General features: G+C 64.4%; 19 protein-coding genes and 1 other RNA gene. 8 read left to right on the forward strand and 12 right to left on the reverse strand.

All coding sequences use genetic code 11. The annotated features are described in order from the left end of the window. Positions 1-81 precede the first annotated feature (81 nt). Together AB7008_RS06245 and AB7008_RS06250 are read left to right on the forward strand one after the other, a co-directional pair. Positions 82-1,185 (forward strand): hypothetical protein, encoded by a 1,104-nt coding sequence (locus AB7008_RS06245; protein ID WP_441258641.1) that lies wholly within the window; start codon positions 82-84, stop codon positions 1,183-1,185. 20 nt (positions 1,186-1,205) lie between these two features. Beyond that, the gene (locus AB7008_RS06250) at positions 1,206-1,505 is read left to right on the forward strand and encodes a hypothetical protein (RefSeq protein ID WP_304492787.1); all 300 of its coding nucleotides are present in this window, start codon (positions 1,206-1,208) and stop codon (positions 1,503-1,505) included. A gap of 141 nt (positions 1,506-1,646) precedes the next feature. Here AB7008_RS06250 and AB7008_RS06255 read toward each other — a convergent pair whose 3' ends face one another. The 8 genes from AB7008_RS06255 to tkt all read right to left on the reverse strand — a co-directional run bounded on the left by AB7008_RS06255 (position 1,647) and on the right by tkt (position 11,181). Continuing rightward, positions 1,647-2,432, reverse strand: a complete 786-nt coding sequence (locus AB7008_RS06255) for an inositol monophosphatase family protein (RefSeq protein ID WP_248881434.1) — start codon at positions 2,430-2,432, stop codon at positions 1,647-1,649. A gap of 97 nt (positions 2,433-2,529) precedes the next feature. Continuing rightward, positions 2,530-3,612 (reverse strand): tetratricopeptide repeat protein, encoded by a 1,083-nt coding sequence (locus AB7008_RS06260; RefSeq protein ID WP_304492788.1) that lies wholly within the window; start codon positions 3,610-3,612, stop codon positions 2,530-2,532. 8 nt (positions 3,613-3,620) lie between these two features. Then, positions 3,621-4,295, reverse strand: coding sequence for a thiamine phosphate synthase (locus AB7008_RS06265; protein ID WP_028157448.1), 675 nt, complete (start codon positions 4,293-4,295; stop codon positions 3,621-3,623). Between the two features lie 3 nt (positions 4,296-4,298). Continuing rightward, positions 4,299-5,324 (reverse strand): class I fructose-bisphosphate aldolase, encoded by a 1,026-nt coding sequence (locus AB7008_RS06270; protein ID WP_304492789.1) that lies wholly within the window; start codon positions 5,322-5,324, stop codon positions 4,299-4,301. A 239-nt stretch (positions 5,325-5,563) separates the two neighbouring features. Beyond that, entirely contained in the window at positions 5,564-6,631 is a 1,068-nt protein-coding gene (gene fba, locus AB7008_RS06275; RefSeq protein ID WP_028170307.1) for a class II fructose-bisphosphate aldolase, read from the reverse strand. 52 nt (positions 6,632-6,683) lie between these two features. Next, complete coding sequence (locus AB7008_RS06280; protein WP_304492790.1) at positions 6,684-7,880, reverse strand: phosphoglycerate kinase; 1,197 nt, start codon at positions 7,878-7,880, stop codon at positions 6,684-6,686. 138 nt (positions 7,881-8,018) lie between these two features. Next, on the reverse strand, positions 8,019-9,026 hold the full coding sequence (gene gap / locus AB7008_RS06285; RefSeq protein ID WP_014498144.1) for a type I glyceraldehyde-3-phosphate dehydrogenase: 1,008 nt from the start codon (positions 9,024-9,026) through the stop codon (positions 8,019-8,021). A gap of 169 nt (positions 9,027-9,195) precedes the next feature. Then, a complete protein-coding gene (gene tkt / locus AB7008_RS06290) occupies positions 9,196-11,181 on the reverse strand; it encodes a transketolase (protein WP_304492791.1) in 1,986 nt (661 codons plus the stop codon). 285 nt (positions 11,182-11,466) lie between these two features. Here tkt and AB7008_RS06295 point away from each other — a divergent pair, with 285 nt between their 5' ends. From AB7008_RS06295 to AB7008_RS06315, 5 genes are all read left to right on the forward strand, one after another. Then, the gene (locus AB7008_RS06295; protein WP_020608063.1) at positions 11,467-11,787 is read left to right on the forward strand and encodes a DUF4164 domain-containing protein; all 321 of its coding nucleotides are present in this window, start codon (positions 11,467-11,469) and stop codon (positions 11,785-11,787) included. Continuing rightward, the gene (locus tag AB7008_RS06300; protein ID WP_028157453.1) at positions 11,784-12,167 is read left to right on the forward strand and encodes a cell division protein ZapA; all 384 of its coding nucleotides are present in this window, start codon (positions 11,784-11,786) and stop codon (positions 12,165-12,167) included. The genes AB7008_RS06295 and AB7008_RS06300 overlap by 4 nt, the downstream gene beginning before the upstream one ends. 243 nt (positions 12,168-12,410) lie before the next feature. Next, positions 12,411-12,571: non-coding RNA, 6S RNA (ssrS, locus tag AB7008_RS06305), on the forward strand. A 202-nt stretch (positions 12,572-12,773) separates the two neighbouring features. After that, entirely contained in the window at positions 12,774-13,370 is a 597-nt protein-coding gene (locus AB7008_RS06310) for a 5-formyltetrahydrofolate cyclo-ligase (protein WP_304492792.1), read from the forward strand. Beyond that, on the forward strand, positions 13,348-14,172 hold the full coding sequence (locus AB7008_RS06315) for a TIGR00282 family metallophosphoesterase (RefSeq protein WP_028157455.1): 825 nt from the start codon (positions 13,348-13,350) through the stop codon (positions 14,170-14,172). The genes AB7008_RS06310 and AB7008_RS06315 overlap by 23 nt, the downstream gene beginning before the upstream one ends. A gap of 212 nt (positions 14,173-14,384) precedes the next feature. Here the strand turns inward: AB7008_RS06315 and AB7008_RS06320 are convergent, their stop codons facing one another. After that, on the reverse strand, positions 14,385-15,452 hold the full coding sequence (locus tag AB7008_RS06320) for a CobW family GTP-binding protein (protein ID WP_304492793.1): 1,068 nt from the start codon (positions 15,450-15,452) through the stop codon (positions 14,385-14,387). 120 nt (positions 15,453-15,572) lie between these two features. On the opposite strand from AB7008_RS06320, the gene AB7008_RS06325 reads away from it, so the two are divergent. Beyond that, a complete protein-coding gene (locus tag AB7008_RS06325) occupies positions 15,573-16,670 on the forward strand; it encodes a cyclase family protein (protein ID WP_028157457.1) in 1,098 nt (365 codons plus the stop codon). A gap of 248 nt (positions 16,671-16,918) precedes the next feature. Here the strand turns inward: AB7008_RS06325 and AB7008_RS06330 are convergent, their stop codons facing one another. Genes AB7008_RS06330 through AB7008_RS06340 form a run of 3 tightly spaced genes read right to left on the reverse strand, consistent with a single transcriptional unit; the run spans position 16,919 to position 20,897 of the window. Then, a complete protein-coding gene (locus AB7008_RS06330; RefSeq protein ID WP_304492795.1) occupies positions 16,919-18,262 on the reverse strand; it encodes a c-type cytochrome in 1,344 nt (447 codons plus the stop codon). After that, positions 18,259-20,424: a xanthine dehydrogenase family protein molybdopterin-binding subunit gene (locus AB7008_RS06335; RefSeq protein WP_304492796.1), complete on the reverse strand. Its 2,166-nt coding sequence runs from the start codon at positions 20,422-20,424 to the stop codon at positions 18,259-18,261. Before AB7008_RS06335 ends, AB7008_RS06330 begins: the two co-directional genes overlap by 4 nt. Before the next feature lie 8 nt (positions 20,425-20,432). Beyond that, positions 20,433-20,897, reverse strand: a complete 465-nt coding sequence (locus AB7008_RS06340) for a (2Fe-2S)-binding protein (RefSeq protein ID WP_200875129.1) — start codon at positions 20,895-20,897, stop codon at positions 20,433-20,435. Between the last annotated feature and the right edge of the window lie 691 nt (positions 20,898-21,588).

Raw genomic sequence — 21,588 nt, forward strand, 5'->3', positions numbered from 1 at the left:
GGAGACTTGCACCAAAGATTCAACTTTCGGTGGATTTGATTCCATGCATAATCGCTCCGGGGAAATTTTTAGGGGGCGGTTATGTTGGCGCGCGATTTCGCGAATTGCCGGCGTGCGATTGTTATTGCGTTTTGTGCTTTGATCATCAGCGGGTGCGCTATTCATCCGTTGCCAGACGACTTCGCTCACGTATCGACCTACACCATTGTCAGGCAAATTCGCTGCGAAACGCGTCAGGCGGTCATTGACTCGATTCTTACTTTTCTAACGCACGAAAAAAATCATCATGTGATTCACTTGGCAAACGGCCGTACGTTTCAGAAGGTCGATGACAACTCCTACGCGATCGGTAGAGCGGCCAAGGAGGCGTATGAGGCCGACCCGACCACGATCGGAGGCTTCAAATCTACGTCGCTAACGGGGTTTGCGCGTTATGTCGTCGATTTGATGCTCCACACCGGCGTCGCCTATAATTTCGATCTCACAGGAACAGAAACCAATAATCTCGGTTCGGAAGTAAACTTTCTCCGCCCGTTGCCGATCATGACGTTGCCCTCGCTCAACGCTAAGGGCAACTTCGACAGATCGCGGCAGAGCCAGCGCTATTTCACGATTACGGATACCTTCCACGGCTTGGTCGCGACCGTTCCGGACAGCTATTGCACAAAATCAATTGTGGAAGCGAACATCGTCTACCCGATCACCGGTAACGTTGGTATGCGCAGGGTGATCCACGATTTCGTGCAGCTCACGCTTTTTGGGAATCTGAGCGCCGACGGAAGACAGGACCCCACCGCCGTCGACGCAAAGGGGCCGCCGACGATGGTAGATCAGCTTGACTTCGAGACCACCATCGGTGGCTCGGTAACCCCCAAGGTGACTTTTTCTCCCGTCGGCGGCACCTTCCAGGTGGCGGACGCGAATTTCGGCGCAAGCGTGTCGCGTAAGGACGTCCATAAGCTTACGGTGGGCCTGTTTCTGGATAAAACCGGTATCATCGATGAAGTGCTCGACGCCCGCTCGGTTCTGTTCAACGGCGTTGCCGCGAAAAAGGGAGGGAAAGGCCCGTTGTTTGCTGGCTTGATAACCGCAACGGGTGGACCAGCCGAGAAGGGAGCCGCAATAGCAGTTCAACAATTCCTGGAGTTGAAGATATTCAAGCCGACGTTCGTGTTTCAACAGTAATATGATGGAGGACTGATTAGATGACCAAGAAGCCCGCGAAAAAGAAGTCGGCAAAGAAAGCGACAGTGCATGTCGGACAGCATCGCCTGTTGAAAATTGCAGAAGCAGCCGACAAGATTGCTGCAAAAGCGGCCGACAAGGCGGACGTACCGGAAGGTCTACGGAGAGCGCTGGGCAAGACCAAGGAGACCGTCTTTATCAAGATGAGTCGGAGCAGATTCCAGAAGCTGAAAGAATTCGTCGCTGACCATCCAAGTCTCGCTAAGCATTTGGACGATTGCGATTGCGATGAGAATGATCCCTTCTGCGTTTGCACATAGACGCGTTCACCGAACGCAGCGCGGCTAAGTACGCAACGCAGCCAGGGCCGCAGGAGAGGACGGCGTTTAGCATGGTCCCGGCGCAACGGTGCGCCGCAAACTGTCCTGCTCGTCGGGGACGTGACGGGGGGTAAACCACGCCTACTTCCGCAAAATCTTCACCAGCTCCCCGTGCACGAATTCATTGCCGCACACGACGTCGCCCGTGACCAGCGCGTCGCCCGGCGTTGCGATGTCGCTCACCGTGCCGCCTGCCTCGCGCACCATGATCATGCCGGCGGCGATGTCCCAGGATTGCAGGTTGCGCTCCCAGTAGCCGTCGAGGCGGCCGGCGGCGACGAAGGCCAGGTCGAGGGAGGCGGCGCCGAAACGGCGCAGGCCGGCGACGCGGTCCTGGATCGCGGTCATCTCGCGGCGGAATTCCTCGTGGTCGCCGCGGCCGATATGGGGCAGGCCACAGGCCACGACGCATTCGTTGAGCTGGCGGCGGCCGGCGACGCGCAGGCGCTGGTCGTTGAGGAAGGCGCCCTTGCCGCGCTCGGCGATGTAGAGCTCGTCATTGGCAGGGTTGTAGATCACGCCCGCAATGATCGTGCCCTCGCGCACGAGGCCGATCGAGATCGCGAATTGCGGGATGCCGTGCAGGAAGTTGGTGGTGCCGTCGAGCGGGTCGACGATCCAGGTGTGGCTCTTGTCGCTGCCCTCGCGGGTGCCGCCTTCCTCGCCGATGAAGCCGTAGCCGGGACGGGCCTTGGCGAGGTCCTGATAGAGGATCTCCTCGGCGCGCTTGTCGGCCAGCGAGACGAAATTGGCCGGCCCCTTCAGCGAGACCTGGAGATGCTCGATCTCGCCGAGATCGCGCTTGAGGCTGCGGCCGGCGCGGCGCGCGGCCTTGACCATGACGTTGATAGTGGCGGAATACAGCATGTGCTCTGGTCTTGATCGGGGGAAATGGCGCGAAATCGCGCCTGTTTGAAGGATTGGGTGCCCTGCGAGGGCCCCAAGGTCAAGTCATTGCGTCAAGTCATTTGGTCCCGAGCCATCTTTTGGCGGCGGCCTCGGCCTTGCCGCGGTCCTCGGCCGGCAGGTCGGACAATTGCTTGTCGAGCTCCGGATCGCCCTTGCCGGCGGTTTTCGCCACCAGGTGCCATTTAAAGCCCTCGACCTTGTCCACGGACGTGCCCATGCCGTTGATCAGCACCCAGGCCAGGCGGTTCTGCGCGATCGCGCTGCCCTGGCGGGAGGCCTTGCGGAGCAACGCGACGGCGGCCGGCTGGTTCTTCGGCGTGCCGGTGCCGTTGAACATGGCGATGGCATATTCGACCTCGGCATCGACATTGTCCGCCAGGGAAGCCGCCTGGAGCAGGCGCACCGCGCGTTCCGGGTCCTTCGGCACGCCGGTGCCTTCCTTGTAGAAGGTCGCCAGCGCGTATTGTGCCTCGGGCAGGCCGGCATCGGCGGCTTGACGCAGCAGCTCGGCGGACCGCTTGACGTCCTGCGGCAGGGTCTGGCCGTCGAGGTAGAGCAGCGCGAGGTTATAGGCCGCCTTGGGCTCACCGAGCTTGGCGGCGGAAGCCATCAGCTTCACCGCCTCGCTCTTGTCGACCGAGCCGCCGCGGCCGGAAATTCGCAGCATGGCGAGCGCGAACATCGCCTCGCGGTCGCCGGCATCGGCGGCGCGTTTGTACCATTCCAGCGCCTTGGCGTAGTCGCGGCGGATGCCCATGGCGTTGGAATAGAGCTCGCCGAGCATGGTCATCGCCTTGGGATCGCCTGCTTGTGCGCGGGCGGTGGCGAGATCGAACGCCGTCTTGTACTGGCCGCGCTGATAGGCGCCGAACACCAGATCGACATTGGGATTGTCGGCGGCCGGCGCGGGGATCACGGTTGCAGGCAGCGCCGGCTTGGGCGAAGCGGCCGGCTTGGGCGAGGCCGAAGGTTTTGGCGCCGGCGCGGCCTCCTTCTTCTTGGCGGCCGCGGGCGGCTTGGGCTTCTGTTTCTCAGGCACGGCGCCCGGCGTTGCCACCGGCGGCGTGATCTGGAGCTGCGCGGCCGCGGGCGCCGTCAGCAGCAGCGTGGCCAGGATGGTGATGCGCGGGAGCTTCATGTCGGGCGCTAGCCGTGCTCCTGACCCGCAAGCGCGGCCGCATGGGCCTTCTTGATCGCAGCGTCGACCTCGACCAGCGCGGCCTTGGGACCGCGCGGATCGGACCAGACGAAATCGCCGACCAGCACGAAATCGGCGCCGCTGGCGGCGAAGTCGTGCGCCTCTTCGAGCGAGGTGGCAAAGCCGACGCAGGGCGGCTCGAACAGCTCGGCCCACCAGTCCAGCCGCTCGGCGATCGCCTGGGACGACGGGCGTTGGCCCTTTGCGTCAGGCTCGCCGAACAGCACATAGTCCGCGCCCATCTCGCCCGCATCCATGGAATGGTGCCGCGTCGTCAGCCCGCCGACGCCGGCGATGCGATCGGGCTTGAGCGATGGCAGCGCTTCTTTCAGCGCGGCGATGCCGGGTAGGTGCGCGCCGTCGGCGCCGCCACGTGCGACCAGTTCGGCATGACCTTCAACGAGCAGCGCGGCGCCCGCCCTCTGGACCGGCGGGGCCAGCGTCTTGATGCGCGTGATCATGGTGCGCTGGTCGGTCTCCTTCAGCCGCAGCAGCACGGCCGCGACGTCGGCGGCGGCGAGCAGGCCCGGTAGCTCGGCGACGAACGCAGCGGGATCATCGACGGCAGGCGTCGCGAGATAAAGGCGCGGCGCCGGGCGCGGCGGAGGCGATTTGTTCGACAAGATCTAGGCTGCTTTCTTTTCCAGGCTGCTTTGCCATTCGCCCTTGGACGCCAGACCATTCATCCGGGCGCGATGGCTGAATGCATTTTGGCCGGCTGCGGCATTCTCGGCCTTGCCGGACCAGGCCTTCTGCGGCGCGGCCTGCAGCGCGCGGCCGTAGGAGAAGGTCAGACCCCAGGGCAGCGGCCCGAGCTTGTGCATGGCGTTGAGATGCGCCGTCGCCTCTTCGTCCGACTGGCCGCCGGAGAGGAAGGCGATGCCGGGCACGGCCGCGGGCACGCAGGCCTTCAGCAGCCGAATTGTCTTCTCCGCGACTTCCTCGACGGGGGCCTGCTTCGCGCATTTCTTGCCGGAGATCGCCATGTTCGGCTTCAGCACCATGCCTTCGAGCGCAACGCGCTGCACGCGCAATTCCTGGAAGGTCTTGTTGAGCACGCGGGTCGTCACTTCATAGCAGCGGTCGATGTCGTGATCGCCGTCCATCAGCACCTCAGGCTCGACGATCGGCACGATCTGCGCGGCCTGGCACAGCGCAGCGTAGCGAGCCAGCGCATGGGCGTTGACGCCGATCGCGGTCATCGAGGGAATGCCGCCGCCGATATCGATCACCGCGCGCCATTTGGCGAAGCGCGCGCCGCGCTCGTAATATTTCTTCAGGCGTTCGGCGAGCTTGTCGAGCCCGACGGTGACGAGCTCGCCCGGACACATCGGCAGGGCTTGCGTGCCCTCGTCGACCTTGATGCCAGGGATGGCGCCGCTCTGTTCGATCAGCTTGACCAGGGGCGTGCCGTCCTTCGCATCCTGCCAGATCGTCTCGTCATAGAGGATCACGCCGGAGATGTACTGGCTCATGGCCTCCCTGGAGCGGAACAGCATCTCGCGATAGTCGCGTCGATTTGATTCCGTCGATTCCACCCCGATCGCGTCAAAGCGCTTCTTGATGGTGCCGGAGGATTCGTCGGCGGCAAGGATGCCCTTGCCTGACACGACCATGGCGGTCGCGATCCTGTTGAGCTCAGTCAGATTCATCGAGAGGTCCTCCCAAAACGATTCTGCCCTTGCCTGTGAAAATAGACCGTTCTCGGGCAATTGCCGAGTTAACGTTCGTCGCAGGGTAAAGGGGGCTTTCTGTCATTCCGGGATGCGCCGAAAGGCGCAGGCCCGGAATCCATAACCCCAGGCTGTGGTTATGGATTCCGGGCCCACGCTTCGCGTGTCCCGGAATGACCCGGGAATGGGCCTGAGGGGCTTACGCCATCACGCGATCGCTACGCGACGCGGGGATCCAGCTCGCCCTTGGCGTAGCGCTTGGCCATCTCGGCGGGGGTCAGGACCTTCTTGAACTTGGAGGCCTGGCCTGCGGTATTGAACTCCTGGAGCCGCTGCTTGCACAGCTTGGTCATGGCTTCCATGGCGGGCTTCAGGTACTTGCGCGGATCGAACTCTTCCGGGTGCTCCTTGAACACCTTGCGGATCTGGCCGGTCATCGCCATGCGGTTGTCGGTGTCGATGTTGATCTTGCGCACGCCGTTCTTGATGCCGCGCTGGATCTCGGCGACCGGCACACCCCAGGTCGGCTTCATCTTGCCGCCGAACTCGTTGATGATGTCCTGGAGGTCCTGCGGCACCGAGGAGGAGCCGTGCATCACCAGATGCGTGTTCGGCAGCTTGCGGTGGATCTCCTCGATCACGTTCATGGCGAGGATGTCGCCGTCAGGCTTGCGGGTGAATTTGTAGGCGCCGTGCGATGTCCCCATCGCGATCGCGAGCGCGTCGACCTTGGTCTCCTGGACGAACTTCACGGCCTCGTCCGGATTGGTCAGGAGCTGGTCGTGGCTCAGCTTGCCTTCGGCGCCATGGCCGTCTTCCTTGTCGCCCATGCCGGTCTCGAGCGAGCCGAGCACGCCGAGCTCACCCTCGACCGAGATGCCGCCGAGATGGGCCATGTCGGTCACGGTCTTGGTGACGCCGACATTGTAGTTCCAGTCGCCGGGGGTCTTGCCGTCGGCCTTGAGCGAGCCGTCCATCATCACCGAGGTGAAGCCGGCCTGGATCGCGGTCATGCAGGTCGCGGCCTCGTTGCCGTGGTCGAGATGCACGCAGACCGGAATGTGCGGATAGATCTCGGTCACCGCGTCCATCATGTGCTTGAGCATGATGTCGTTGGCGTAGGAGCGCGCACCGCGCGAGGCCTGGATGATGACGGGCGCGTCGACCGTGTTGGCCGCGTCCATGATCGCCAGCGCCTGCTCCATGTTGTTGATGTTGAAGGCCGGTACGCCGTAATCGTTCTCCGCTGCATGGTCGAGCAATTGACGTAACGTGATCCGAGCCATCTGTCTTTTTCTCCGGTTTGGGCCTGCAAGGCCGACTTAAAGGGCCGACTGATTACTTGGTGCGCAGAACTTCGACGCCGGGAAGGGGCTTGCCTTCCATCCATTCAAGAAATGCGCCACCGGCGGTCGAGACGTAGGTGAATTGACCGGCCACATGGGCCTGGTTGAGGGCCGCAACCGTGTCGCCGCCGCCCGCGATCGAGATCAGCTTCTTGGCCTTGGTGCGCTCGGCGGCGTGCTTGGCGGCCGACACGGTTCCGCGGTCGAACGGCTGCATCTCGAAGGCGCCGAGCGGTCCGTTCCAGACCAGCGTTGCGGCGTCGTCGATCGCCGCGTGGACGCGCGCGATCGATTGCGGGCCGACGTCGAGGATCATGCCGTCGGCCGGGATCGCATCGAGCCCGTAGGCATGCGAGGGCGCGTTCGCCGCGAAATGATAGGCGACGGTGGCGTCGACCGGCAGGATGATCGCGCAATTGGCGGCTTCCGCCTTCTCCATGATGCGGATCGCAGTCGCGGCGAGATCCTTCTCGGCCAGCGACTTGCCGACCGCGACGCCCTGGGCGTGCAGGAAGGTGTTGGCCATGCCGCCGCCGATCACGAGCGCGTCGACCTTGGTCACGAGGTTTTCGAGCAGATCGATCTTGGTCGAGACCTTGGCGCCGCCGATGATCGCGATGACGGGCTTGGTCGGCGAGCCCAGCGCCTTCTCCAGCGCGACGAGTTCGGCCTGCATGGTGCGGCCGGCATAGGCCGGCAGCTTGTGGCCGAGGCCTTCGGTCGTGGCATGGGCGCGGTGCGCGGCCGAGAAGGCGTCATTGACCCAGATGTCGCCGAGTTTTGCCAACTCCGCGACGAAGGCGGGATCGTTCTTTTCCTCTTCCTTGTGGAAGCGGGTATTTTCCAGGCACAGGATGTCGCCATCCTTCAACGCCGCCACGGCCGTGGCCGCGGGCTCGCCGACGCAGTCGTCGGCGAAGGCGACGGGCCTGTTCACGACTTTCGACAGCGCTTCGGCAACCGGCTTGAGCGACTCCTTGGGGTCGCGTCCCTTCGGCCGGCCGAAATGCGCGAGCAGGATGACCTTGCCGCCCTTGTCCGAGATTTCGGTGATGGTCGGCGCGACGCGCTCGAGCCGGGTCGCGTCGCTGACGCGCCCGTTGTCCATGGGCACGTTGAGATCGACGCGCAGCAGCACGCGCTTGCCCTTCACATCGACGTCGTCGAGGGTGCGGAATTTGTTGGTCATCGGACACTCTCTTGTCCCGGGCGCATAGCGGCGCGGAGTGCCGCCGTGCAGAACCGGGACCTACGCTGGAGGGACATGGGTCCCGGATCTGCGACGCAGCGTTTCACGCTGCATCGCGTCCGGGACACGAGAGTGGCGTTAGATCACCTTCGCGAACGCGACGGCGGTGTCCGCCATGCGGTTCGAGAAGCCCCACTCGTTGTCGTACCAGGACATCACGCGCACCAGCGTGCCGTTCTGCACCTTGGTCTGGTCCTCGTGGAAGGTCGAGGAGTGCGGATCATGGTTGAAGTCGATCGAGACGTTCGGCGCGGTGGTGTAGCCGAGGATGCCCTTGAGCTGCTGCTCGGACGCACGCTTCATCGCCGCGTTGATTTCCTTGGCGTCGGTGGCGCGCTTGGCGATGATCTTGAGGTCGACGACCGAGACGTTCGGGGTCGGCACGCGGATCGCGACGCCGTCGAGCTTGCCCTTCAGCTCGGGCAGCACGAGGCCGATCGCCTTGGCGGCGCCGGTCGAGGTCGGGATCATCGACATCGCAGCCGCACGGCCGCGATAGAGATCCTTGTGCATGGTGTCGAGCGTGGGCTGGTCGCCGGTGTAGGCGTGGATCGTGGTCATGAAGCCGGTCTCGATGCCGACCAGGTCGTTCAGCACCTTGGCGACCGGCGCGAGGCAGTTGGTGGTGCAGGAACCGTTGGAGACGACCAGATGATCCTTGGTCAGCGTGTCGTGGTTGACGCCGTAGACGATGGTGGCGTCGGCGCCGTCGGCGGGCGCGGAGACCAGCACGCGCTTGGCGCCGGCGGTGAGATGCGCGGACGCCTTGTCCTTCGAGGTGAAGATGCCGGTGCATTCCATCGCGATGTCGACGCCGAGATCCTTCCAGGGCAGCTTCGAGGGATCGCGCTCGGCGGTCACCTTGATCTTGCTGCCGCCGAGGCTGATCGAGTCGCCATCGACGGTCACGGTGCCGGGGAAGCGGCCATGGACGCTGTCGAAGCGAAGGAGGTGCGCGTTGGTCTCGACCGGGCCGAGGTCGTTGATGCCGACGACCTCGATGTCCTTGCGGCCGGACTCGGCAATAGCCCGCAGGATGTTGCGGCCGATGCGGCCAAAACCGTTAATTCCAACGCGGACTGCCATGTTTCATCTCCTTATGACCGTTCAATGACGGGTTCGATAAGCCTAATCATCCCGCACAACGCGCTCTACGCGCCTGCGAGGGTTTTTTAGGGGCGGACGCCCGGTTCGGCCGGGCGGTGCTTGATCATATGAGACGTTACGTAGTCCTTTTTTTTGGCAAGCTCAACTCTCAGCTAACGCGCTTCAGCACAGCGTTAACCGCAGCCTCGGCGGTAATGCCGAAATGCTTGTAAAGATCCTTCGCCGGCGCGCTCGCGCCGAACGAATGCATGCCGATAAAATCGCCATCCTGGCCGATCACGGCATCCCAGCCCCAGCGCACTGCGGCCTCGATCGCGACCTTCACCGGCGCGTTGCCGATGATCTCGGCACGCTTGGCTTCTGGTTGCGCTAACAAAAGCTCGAGCGACGGCACCGAGACCACCCGTGACGCGATGCCGCGCTCGGCGAGCTGCTTCTGGGCGGCAACCGCGATCTCGACCTCGGAGCCGGAAGCGAACAGCGTTGCCTTGGCTTCGCCCTGGGCGGCGACCAGCTCGTAGGCGCCGGCCGCGCAGGGAATGTCGTTCGGCGCATTGGTGCGGAGCTGCGGCAGGTTCTGCCGCGTCAGCGCCAGCACGGTCGGGCCGTCGATACGATTGAGCGCAAGCTCCCAGCACTCGGCGACCTCGATCGAGTCGGCGGGGCGGAACACGCGCATGTTCGGAATGGCGCGAAGTGCGGCGAGATGCTCGACCGGCTGGTGGGTCGGGCCGTCTTCGCCGAGGCCGATGGAATCGTGCGTCATCACGTAGACGACGCCGGCGCCCATCAGCGCGGCAAGGCGCATCGCGGGACGCGCATAGTCGGTGAACACCAGGAAGGTCGCGCCGTTCGGCGCGAAGCCGCCATGCAGGAAGATGCCGTTCATCGCGGCCGCCATGCCGTGCTCGCGGATGCCGTAATGGATGAAGCGGCCCTTCGGCGTCTTGGCCGAGAAAGCTGTGGCCGACTTCGCCTTGTTGTTGTTGGAGCCGGTGAGGTCGGCGGAGCCTGCGAGGAATTCCATCGGCATCGCGCCGGCGATGACTTCGATCACCGCTTCCGAGGATTTGCGGGTCGCCGCAATCATCGGCTTTTCCAGCAGCTCCTTCTTGTACGCGCGCACCGCCTTCGCGAGCGAGGCCGGACGCTCGTGGCGCAGACGGCGCTCGAACTCGGCGCGCTTGCGGCTGCCGAGCTCGCCGAGCCGTGCTTCCCATTCCTGCCGTGCCGCCGCGCCGCGGCTGCCGGCTGCGCGCCAGGCCTTCAGCACGTCATCCGGCACCGAGAACGGCTCGAGCGAGATGCCGAGATTTTCCTTGGCGGCCTTGAGCTCGTCGGCGCCGAGCGCCTCGCCATGCGCCTTCGCGGTGCCGGCCTTGTGCGGCGCGCCGAAGCCGATGGTGGTGCGGCAGGCGATCAGCGTCGGCTTGTTGGATTTTTGCGCGCGGGTGATCGCAGCAGCGATGGCGGCCTGGTCATGGCCGTCGATCTTTTCGGCGGCCCAGCCCGCGGACTTGAAGCGCTTCACCTGGTCGACGGAATCGGAGATCGAGGTCGGCCCGTCGATCGAGATGCCGTTGTCGTCGTAGAGCACGATCAGCTTGCCGAGCTTCCAGTGCCCGGCCATCGCGATCGCTTCCTGCGACACGCCTTCCATCAGGTCGCCGTCGGAGGCGAGCACGTAGGTGTGGTGGTCGACGATCTTCTTGCCGAACTCGGCGGCCAGCATCTTCTCGGCGAGCGCCATGCCGACCGCGGTCGAGATGCCCTGGCCGAGCGGACCGGTGGTGGTCTCGATGCCCTTGGTGTGGAAGTTCTCGGGATGGCCCGGGGTCAAGCCGCCGAGCTGGCGGAACTGCTTGAGCTGATCCAGCGTCATGTCGGCATTGCCGGTCAGATACAGCAGCGAATAGAGCAGCATCGAACCGTGGCCGGCCGAGAGCACGAAGCGGTCGCGATCGGGCCAGTCGGTGACTGCAGCGTCGAATTTCAGGAATTGCGTGAACAGCACCGTGGCGACGTCGGCGGCGCCCATCGGCAGGCCGGGATGGCCCGATTTCGCCTTCTCGACAGCGTCCATCGAGAGGCCACGGATCGCGTTGGCCATGCGGTTGTGGTCGACTTGCGTCATGTCTGAAATCCGTCTGAAATGAGGCGCTTGGCGGTGGTGCGGGCCGCGTGGGGGGAGCCTGGCGGCCACGGAAGGTTGGGCTGGGATAGCACCTCGGTTCCGGGAGTCCAAGGCAATCAAACGTCGGTTTGGCCGTAAAAGTTGCTTAGCAGTGCATAGTTTCGCGGCGACGTTGCGCTCCGCTAGCTTGCCACGTAAATTTCTGCTTGTAACCGCTTGCCGAACCGAGTCTTTTGCCGGACGGCAAGCCCCACGGGCAAGGCCACAGGTTCCGCCGCTGACTGCATGAACGATCGCGTTTCCAACAGCTCTGCCATGACGGAGTCCTCGGCTGTCGAGATCGAGATCGCGACCCGCAGACTCATGGCGGCGCTCGACGCGCTTGAAAGCGCGGTGGAGCGGCGGCGCGATGCCGATCGCGACGAGAACGAGCTCGCGGCGCGAATCCAGGCACTCGGCGCAGATCGCTCGCGGCTTGCCGATGAGCTCGACGGCGCGCTGGTGAAGGCGCGCAAGCTCGAGCGCACCAATCGCGAAATCTCCGATCGGCTGGATTCCGCCATCGTGACGATACGCTCAGTGCTCGATACCGGAGAGGACGGATGAGCCACATCAACGTCACCATCAACGGTCGGCAATACCGCATGGCCTGCGAGGAGGGCCAGGAGGTGCGGCTGCTCAAGCTCGCCGAAAGCCTGGAGATGCGGATTCAGTCGCTGCGCGGAAAATTCGGCGAGATCGGTGATGCCAGGCTCACCGTGATGGCGGCGCTGACCGTCTGCGACGAGCTGGTCGACGTCGGCAACCGCGTCCGCACCATGGAGCAGGAGCTGACTGAGCTCAGGGATTTCCGCAATGCCGCCGTCGAGCGCGCCCGGATGACCCAGACCGCCGTGGTGAATGCGCTGAACGCTGCCGCCGAGCGCATCGAGAAGTCGACCCAGGTCCTGAACCGGACGGTGGGCAACGGCATCGCGATCGGCTGACGTTCACCCTCCCCTGGAGGGGGAGGGTCGATCGCGCGACGCGCGAGCGGGGTGGGGTGATCTCTCCACTCGGGCAGCGTTCGGCGTGGAGAGACCGTCACCCCACCCCGTCTCACATTTCGCTGCGCTCAATGTGAGCCGACCCTCCCCCTCCAGGGGAGGGTAAAACCCGTGAATGCCGCGCGAGAGCGTCACCCGCTCACCGGGCTGGCGATTTATCAGTATCGTTGTTAGATTGCGCGAGCGAGGCTGCGACGTGCGTCAGGAGCCATATATCCCCGGGGCCTTATCGATCCTTTAGGGAACTGTCCCTGGCCGGGCCCGTGGGCTCGGACATATGGTGCCCACCTACTTTCGTAGGGAACTCCGGGATCGAGTGCTTCAACGGCGTCCGCGGCTTCGCACTGTTTTTCTTCCTTCTGGTTGCCCGTCGAATTGCGTCCCCGACACGCTTGCGGTTCAATCTCGGTGTCATGCCCCGGCTTGACCGGGGCATCCAGTACGCCGCGGCGTCGAGGTCTAGCACTGGCGTCTCTGGAATACTGGATCACCCGCCTTCGCGGGTGATGACAGTGGAGCAAGGCTCTGCCTCGGGGGAAACCGCGCATGTCCAATTCGAAAGCCGAACTCCGTGCCAAGGCCCTCGCGGCGCGCGACGCGCTGAGCGAGAAGAAGCGCACCGCCGCCGCCGCAAAGCTCGCCAAGCGCGGGCTGCCGTTTCCGCTTTTGCCCGGCAGCATCGTCTCCGGCTACTCCCCGATCCGCAGCGAGATCGATCCGCTGCCGCTGATGAGGGCACTCGCCGAGGCGGGCGCTAAGCTCGCGCTGCCCTGTGTCACCGCCCGCGGCCAGTCGCTGATCTTCCGCATCTTCCATCCGAACGACCGCCTGATGCTCGGCCCGCTCGGCATTCCCGAGCCGTCGCCGGCAGCAAGCGAAGTCATTCCCGACATCATGCTGACGCCGCTCGCGGCCTTCGATCGTCTCGGCCATCGCATCGGCTATGGCGCGGGGCACTACGACCACACCTTCGCGCATCTGCGCAAGGCCAAGCAGATCGTCGGCATCGGGCTTGCTTTTGCAGCCCAGGAGATCAAGGCGGTTCCGGCACTATCGCACGACGTCGCGCTGGATTATGTGCTAACGGAATCGGACGTGTTCGATTTCCGGAGTTCTGAAGTTGCGCATTCTCTTCGTGGGTGATGTCGTCGGCCGTAGTGGCCGCAACGCCATCGCCGAATATCTGCCCGGCATGGTCAAGGACTGGTCGCTCGATTTCGTCGTCGTCAACGGTGAGAATTCCGCCGGCGGCTTCGGCATCACGGAAGCGATCTATCAGGAGTTTCTCGACGCCGGGGCCGACGCGGTGACGCTCGGCAATCACTCCTGGGACCAGCGTGAAGCCCTGGTGTTCATCGAGCGCGCCGAGCGCCTGGTACGGCCCGCGAACTATCCGCGCGGCACGCCGGGCCGCGGCGCCGCGCTGGTGGAGACCAAGAACGGCAAGCACGCGCTCGTCGTCAATGCGCTCGGCCGCGTCTTCATGACCCCGTTCGACGATCCCTTTGCCGCGCTCGAGCGCGAGCTCGGTGCCTGTCCGCTCGGCGTTGCCGCTGACGCCATCGTCGTCGACTTCCATTGTGAGGCGACCAGCGAGAAGCAGGGCATCGGCTTCTTCTGCGACGGCCGCGCCAGCCTCGTCGTCGGCACCCACACCCATGTGCCGACCGCCGACCACCAGATCCTGTCGGGCGGCACGGCCTACATGACCGACGCCGGCATGACCGGCGATTACGATTCCATCATCGGCATGCAGAAGGAAGAACCGCTGCGGCGCTTCACGTCGGGGATTCCCTCCGGCCGGTTCGAGCCGGCCGCGGGCGTGGCGACGCTCAGCGGCGTGGCGGTCGAGACGGACGATGCGACGGGCCTCGCGCTAAAGATTGCACCGGTGCGCGTCGGCGGCCGGCTGGAGCCGGCGACGCCGAAATTCTGGTTGAGCTGACGGACAGCGCGACATTCAAGCTGCCACCCTCCCCTGGAGGGGGAGGGTCGCTCGCGCGCAGCGCGAGCGGGGTGGGGTGATCTCTCCCCACGGGCACTGTTCGAGGTGGAGAGACTGTCACCCCACCCCGCTGCGCATTCCGCTTCGCTGCATGCACAGCGACCCTCCCCCTCCAGGGGAGGGTTCGGCAGCGTCGCTCATTTCGACGCGCCTCACGCTGCGGCGCGAACCGCCTCCCAGAGCTCAAGCACTTCATCACGCGCGATGCCGCGGGTGATGAACACGATGCGCGAGCGGCGATCGCTGTCGGGCCAGCCGCTCAGTACCACCGGCGGATGGAAGACGTGATGCACGCCATGGATCACGATCGGCGCCGGTTCGTCACGGAGATCGAGGATCCCCTTCACCCGCAGCAGATCCTGGCCGCGCGCGTTGCGCAAATGCGCGAGCCAGTGCGTCACGGCCATCCAGTCGAGCGGCTCGTCGAACGCCAGCATGAAGCTCGCGATCGACGCATCGTGATCATGATGGCCATGATCATGGTGCGCGTGATGATCGTGATGCGCATGGCCGGCATGCGCATGCGGCTCGGTGAAGGCGTGCTCATTGAGCCAGCGCGCGACGTCTATCCTTTTCAGCTCGGGATCGATCAGGCCGGCGCCGAACAGCTGCGCGGGATCGATCTCGCCGTGACTGACGCTTTCGATTCTGGCGCCGGGATTGAGCCGCCGCAGGCGCAGCTCAAGCGCCGCGATGTCCCCGACCAGGTCGCGCTTGGTGATCAACAGCCGGTCGGCCAATGCCACCTGCTTCACCGCCTCATACTGCCGGTCCAGCTGATGCGGCGCGTTGACCGCGTCGACCGTGGTCACGACCGTGTCGAGCCGCAGGAAGTGCGAGACCAGCGGATTGTTGAGCAGGAGCTGCACGATCGGTGCGGGATCGGCGAGCCCGGTGGTCTCGACCAGGATGCGGCGGAACGGCGGAATCTCGCCGCGGTCCCGCTTCACCAGAAGGTCTCGCAGCGTCTGCTCCAGGTCGCTGCGGATGGTGCAGCAGATGCATCCGCTCGCAAGCACGGCGACTTCGCCGTCGACGCGTTCGACCAGGAGATGGTCGAGGCTGACCTCGCCATACTCGTTGATGATGACGGCGCTGTCCTTCATGTCGTCGTGGCGCAGCAGGCGATTGAGCAGCGTGGTCTTGCCGCTGCCGAGAAAGCCGGTGATCAGCGAGACCGGAAGTCGCTGTGCGGATTTGTCGCTTTCAAACAGGCTCATTGGAAGCTCTCGCACCAACGGTCTTAATTTTGTCGCTGGACAACAACCTAGCGGAGGAGGAGGCTAGCGGAAACAATTTTAGAGTCCGAGCTTATTCGGACCACAACCTGGGAGGGTGCAATGTCTAATGAGATCAATAACGTAGATCAAGACGGCAGCGGCGCCACGACTGACCGCCGGACCTTGCTCCGCACCGCGGGCATCGCCGGCGTCGCCGGCGCCGCGCTCGCCGGCTCGATGCATGGCAAGTTCTCGCTGGCGCCGATCAGCGAGGCCCAGGCGCAGACAGCAACCTCCATGCCCAAGAATGTCGACAAGCCATGGTGGCCCTCGAAATGGGGTAAGGATGACGAGTCTGGCGCATCCAACCACATGACCCCGGCGAAGGTCCTCGACGCGGCGAAATGGATCAAGGACGGCAAGATCTACAAGATCGGCCGCGTGTACGAAGCCGCCATGCCGCTGTTTGGTGCGCGTGTATTCGCACTGCGCATTCCCGGCAGCCCGACCGGCGGCCCCTTCGGCGACAACAGGCTCGTCTATCACGACGAGTTTCTCGCCACCGAGATCGGCCAGACCGGCACGCAGTTCGACGGCCTCGGCCACATCGGCATCCAGATGGGCAAGGAGGGCGACAAGAGCGAGATGCGATTCTACAACGGTTTCACCGCCGCCGAGATCAGCGACGCCTACGGCCTGAAGAAGCTCGGCATCGAGAAGCTTAAGCCGATCTTCACCCGCGCGCATCTGATCGACATGGTCGCTCTCAAGGGTGGCATGATGGATGCGGGGCAGGAGATCACTTCGGCTGACATCAAGGCGGCGCTGGCGAAGCAGAACATTCCCGAGAGCGATATCAAGCCGGGCGATGCAATCATGTTCCACACCGGCTGGGGCTCGCTGTGGATGAAGAATAACGATCGCTTCAACAGCGGCGAGCCGGGCATCGGCCTCGATGCTGCGAAGTGGGTGGTCGAAAAGGATCTTGCGCTGACCGGCGCAGACACCTGGGCGGTCGAGGTGGTGCCCAATCCCGACAAGTCGCTCGCCTTCGTGGTCCATGCCGAGCTGCAGACCAAGAATGGCATCCACAACCACGAGAACCTGATCTTCGACGAGCTGATCGCCGACAAGAAATATCAGTTCGTCTATTCCTTCACCCCGGCGCCCATCAAGGGCGCCACGGGAAGCAACGGCTGCCCGATTGCGATTACGTGAGTGGGATAGATCGGCGTAGGTGGTGAAGCACCCGCGCCGATGTTTTGGGTTTAGCCAGCGCAACACAATCGGTGTCGTCCCCGCGAAAGCGGGGACCCATAACCCCCAGGGAGTAGTGTGGGGCACAGCTCCCACTCCGAAGTCTTCGCCAAACCACTCCCTGTGGGTATGGGTCCCGGATCTGCGCTTCGCTTGTCCGGGACGACGGCGGAGATTGGCGCGCGATCACGCGTCAATCTCGTCGTACACTACTCCGCCGTCTGCTCCCGCAGCTCGGCCACATCCTTCGCCGTCAGCTTCGAGCCCTTGGTGCCGAACCGCGCCGTGACGTAGTTCGCGACCGCCGCGATCTCGTCGTCGCTATATGCATCGCCGAACGCGGGCATCGAGAGCGCGCCGTCGGGCGTGTGCCGCTTGGTGCCCGACAGCACGATCTGCGCGACGTTGGTGGCGGCAGGGTCGTTGACGGCCCAGGTGCCGGTCAGCGTCGCCATCGGCGAGACCGGGCTCTCGCCGCTCCAGCCGTGGCAGCTGGCGCAGGCGCTGGCGAACACCTTCTTGCCGCGAGCGTCGGCCGTCACGCCGTCCTTATGCGAGGCGGGCGCGGCCGGGGCCGTGGTGGCAGGCAGGTCGGGCGAGGCCACCGGCGGCACGCTACGCAGATAGGCGACGACCGCGCGGATGTCTTCGGGAGCGAACTGGCTGAAGCTGCGATCGACCGCTTCGCCCATCGGACCCGAGGCCGAGCCGTGGCCCGGCGCGTGGCCGAGCGACAGATACGAGATCAGGTCCTCGTCGCGCCAATTGCCGAGGCCGGTGGCCTTGTCGGAGGAGATGTTGAAGGCGCGCCAGCCCGCCGTGATCGCGCCGCCGAACTTCTTGCGGTTGTCGAGCGCAAAGCCGAGATTGCGGGGCGTGTGGCACTCGCCGCAATGCGCCAGCGCTTCGGCGAGATACGCACCTCTGTTCCACTCCGGGCTCTTCGAGGTATCCGGCGTGAAGCGCGTGTCCGGATTGAACACGGCCGACCAGAAGATCATCGCCCAGCGCTGGTTGAACGGGAACGACAGCGTGTTGTCGGGCGCTTTCGCGCGCACCGCCGGCAGGCTGAACAGATACGCCTTCACAGCCAGCACGTCCTCATCCGTCATGTAGGTGTAGGACGTGTAGGGCATGGCCGGATAGAGCCGCGCGCCGTCATGACGCGTGCCGCGCTGGACCGCGTTGAGGAAATCCTGGTCGCTGTAATTGCCGATGCCGGTGTCCTTGTCCGGCGTGATGTTGGTCGAATAGAGCGTGCCGAACGGCAGCTTGAAGCCGAGCCCGCCGGAATATTCCTTCTCGCCGGGCTTGGTGTGGCAGACCATGCAGTCGGCCGCCTTCGCGAGATACTCGCCGCGCTCGACCAGACTCGCTTTCTCCAGCTTGGCCGGCACGCCGGTCGGCTTGCCTGCGCGATAATCCGTGAGCGCCACTTTGGTGCCGCCGGCGAAGTCGAGCGGCCCGGGCCCGCGGATGATCCAGACGCCGAGCGCCGCCACCACGATGGCGATCACGACCAGGCTTGTGAGGATACGCATCTTGCCGCTCATGCCTTCTTCCCCGCAGCCAGAAGTTTCCGGTCGATCGGCAGGCGCCGCAGCGCCACGCCGGTTGCGGCGTAAATCGCGTTGCGCAGGGCCGGTGGTCCGGCATTGACGCCGGCTTCGCCGATTCCGCCGGGCGCCTCGCCGCTCTTGACCACGGTGACCTCGATCTTCGGCGTCTCGTTGATGCGCATCATGCGGTAGTCGTGGAAGTTCGACTGCTGCACGCGGCCCTTGTCGATGGTGATCTCGCCATAGAGCGCGGCGGTGAGCCCGAAGATGAGTCCGCCCTCGATCTGCGCCTTCACCGTGTCGGGGTTGACCGCAATGCCGGTGTCGACCACCGAGGTGATGCGGCGCAGCGTGATCTCGCCGATGTCGTCGATCTCGGCTTCCACCACGGTTGCGATGAAGCTTGCGAAGGACGGCTGCACGCAGATGCCGCGGCCGACGCGCGGCGGCAGCTTCTGGCCCCAGCCGGATTTTTCGGCGACCTGGCTGAGCACCGCGAGCATGCGCGGGTTCTTGGTCAGCATGGATTTCCGGAATTCGATCGGATCCTTGCCGGCCTTGCGCGCGAGCTCGTCCATTGCGCATTCGACTGCGAATACGTTGTTGTTCGGGCCGACGCCACGCCAGAAGCCGGTCGGCACCGCCGGCGGCTCGGCGCGGACATATTCGACATGGAAGTTGGCGAAGTCGTAGGGCGCATCCACGGCGGCGTCGATCGCGTCGATGTCGATGCCCTTCTGGAACGCCGGCGGCAGCCAGCGCGCCAGCACAGCGGAGCCCGCGACCTTGTACTTCCAGCCTGCGATCTTGCCGTCGACCAGCGATGCCGTGATCTGGTCGCGATAGACCGGACGATAGACGTCGTGCTGGATGTCCTCTTCGCGGGTCCACACCACCTTCACGGGATAGTCGACCTGCTTGGCGATCTTGACCGCCGCGACCACCATGTCCGGCTCGAGCTTGCGGCCGAAACCGCCGCCGAGCAAATGCTGGTTGACGATCACCTTGTCGACGGGAAGGCCGGCGGCTTTGGCGGCCTCCGACTGCACGCGGGTCATGATCTGTGTGCCGGTCCAGATCTCGCAGGCATCCGGCCTGACGTGGACGGTGGCGTTGATCGGCTCCATCGAGGCGTGCGCGAGGAACGGCAGCTCGTAGGCCGCCTCGAACCTGTCGCCGCCGGCGAGAGCCTTGGCGATATCGCCGTCGGATTTTGCGACCGCCCCGTCCTTCTCGCTGGCTTTGCGCAGGTCGTCCCAGATGTCCCTGGTGCTGATCCTGGCGTTCGGCCCCTCGTTCCACTCGATCTTGAGCGCTTCGAGACCTTTCTTCGCCGCCCACATGTGATCGCCGATCACGGCAACGGCGTCGTCGAGCACGACGACCTTGCGCACGCCGGCGACTTTCATCGCGGCGCTGTCGTCGACCTTGCCGACCTTGCCGCCGAACACCGGGCAATTGGCGATCGCGGCAATCTTCATGCCGGGCAGGATCGCGTCGATGCCGTAGAGCGCCTTGCCGTTGACCTTGTCCGGCGTGTCCAGCCGCTTCAAGGGCTGGCCGATGAGAACGAAATCCTTGGGATCCTTGATGGCAACATCCTTCGGCGGCGTCTGGCCTTGGGCTGCAAGCGCCAGCGTGCCATAGCCGAGCTTGCGCCCGCTCGCGGCATGCGCGACCTCGCCCTTCGATGCCGTGCAGCTTGCGGGATCGACGCCCCACTGGCTGGCCGCGGCCTGCACCAGCATCGCGCGGGCGGTGGCGCCGGCCTTGCGCAGCGGCAGCCACCAGGCGCGGATCGAGTTCGAGTTGCCGGTGACCTGGAGGCCGAAGGTTGGATTGGCATAGAGCTTGTCGTTGGGCGGGGCGTGCTGGACCTCGACCTTGCTCCAGTCGGCATCCAGCTCTTCGGCGATCACGGCCGAGATCGACGTGTAGGTGCCCTGGCCCATCTCGACCTGCGGCATCATCAGGATGGTGCGGCCGGTCTCGTCGATCCGGATGAAGGCGTTGGGCGCGAACTTGCCGTCGGTCACGTCGCGTTGCACCGGCTCGTTGGCGGCGGCGCGCAGCGGCAGATGGAAGGCGAGCAGGACACCGGTGGCGAGACCGCCGGTCAGCAGCGCGCGGCGGGAGACGTTGTTGTGTGCATTCATGGCGGACCTCACGACTGCCGGCCGTTGGCCGCTTGCTTGATGGCCTCGCGGATGCGCACATAGGTGCCGCAGCGGCAGATGTTGCCGGCCATCGCGGCGTCGATGTCGGAATCATCAGGGTGCGGCGTTGTCGCCAGCAGTGCGGCCGCGGCCATGATCTGGCCCGACTGGCAATAGCCGCACTGGATCACTTCGGCATCGAGCCAGGCCTTCTGCACCTTCGCACCCGAGGGCGTGTTGCCGACGGCCTCGATGGTGGTGATGGCGCGGTTCGCGACGGCGCTGACCGGCAGCACGCAGGACCGCACCGCCTTGCCGTCGACATGCACTGTGCAGGCGCCGCATTGCGCAATGCCGCAGCCGAATTTGGTGCCGGTCATTCCGAGGATGTCGCGCAGCACCCACAGCAGCGGCATTTCCGGCGGCGCGTCGAACGATTTGGTTTCGCCGTTGATGGTGAGAGTTGTTGCCATAAGCATCCCCTTGCTCGCTTGACCGCTTGCGGCGATCTCGTCGGCGAATTCGTGCGCGACAATAATCATACTGATGCGAAACGATGAAGCGCCAGAATTTCCGGCGATGCATATTTGCGCTGCCGACGCGTCAGGCCATGACGTTCACGAATTTGTGCGGCGATCGCTGCAACGGAATTGGGCTAATTGATATGACAACCGTCATGTTTTGACGCATTTTCGTCGCACGCATCGTTGATCGCCGCAGATGATCGTGCGAATGCGGAAATTCATGCGATGACGAAATTCGTGCGATTGGGAAAGTCGGGCGGCGGCGCGTCCAACATTGTTGTGCCCTCTCCCCTTGGGGAGAGGGCAGCGACGTCGGTAGACACGAACACGTTCGGGTGAGGGGTTTCTATCCGCGTATGACCCTCTCTCATTCTCAAGCGGCTCTACCCGCGGAGACAGACCCCTCATCCGGCGCCATAGCCGAAGCTTTGCTTCGGCGTTCTTAAGAACGGCGGCCGAAGGCGGCCTATGCCTTCTTCTCCCACAAGGGGAGAAGGGAAGAGGAGAGCGAAAATTTCGGAATAATAGCAATATGCCCCTGTTTTGCCCGACGTGTCAAACTGCGTCGCAAACTGCGTCCTGGCCTGCCGGCGTAAGCCATTGATTCCCCATGCACCGGCTACTGTGCATGGGGTTGTTT

Origin of the sequence: Bradyrhizobium sp. 521_C7_N1_3, assembly GCF_052075975.1 — a bacterium.
GTDB lineage: Bacteria > Pseudomonadota > Alphaproteobacteria > Rhizobiales > Xanthobacteraceae > Bradyrhizobium > Bradyrhizobium japonicum.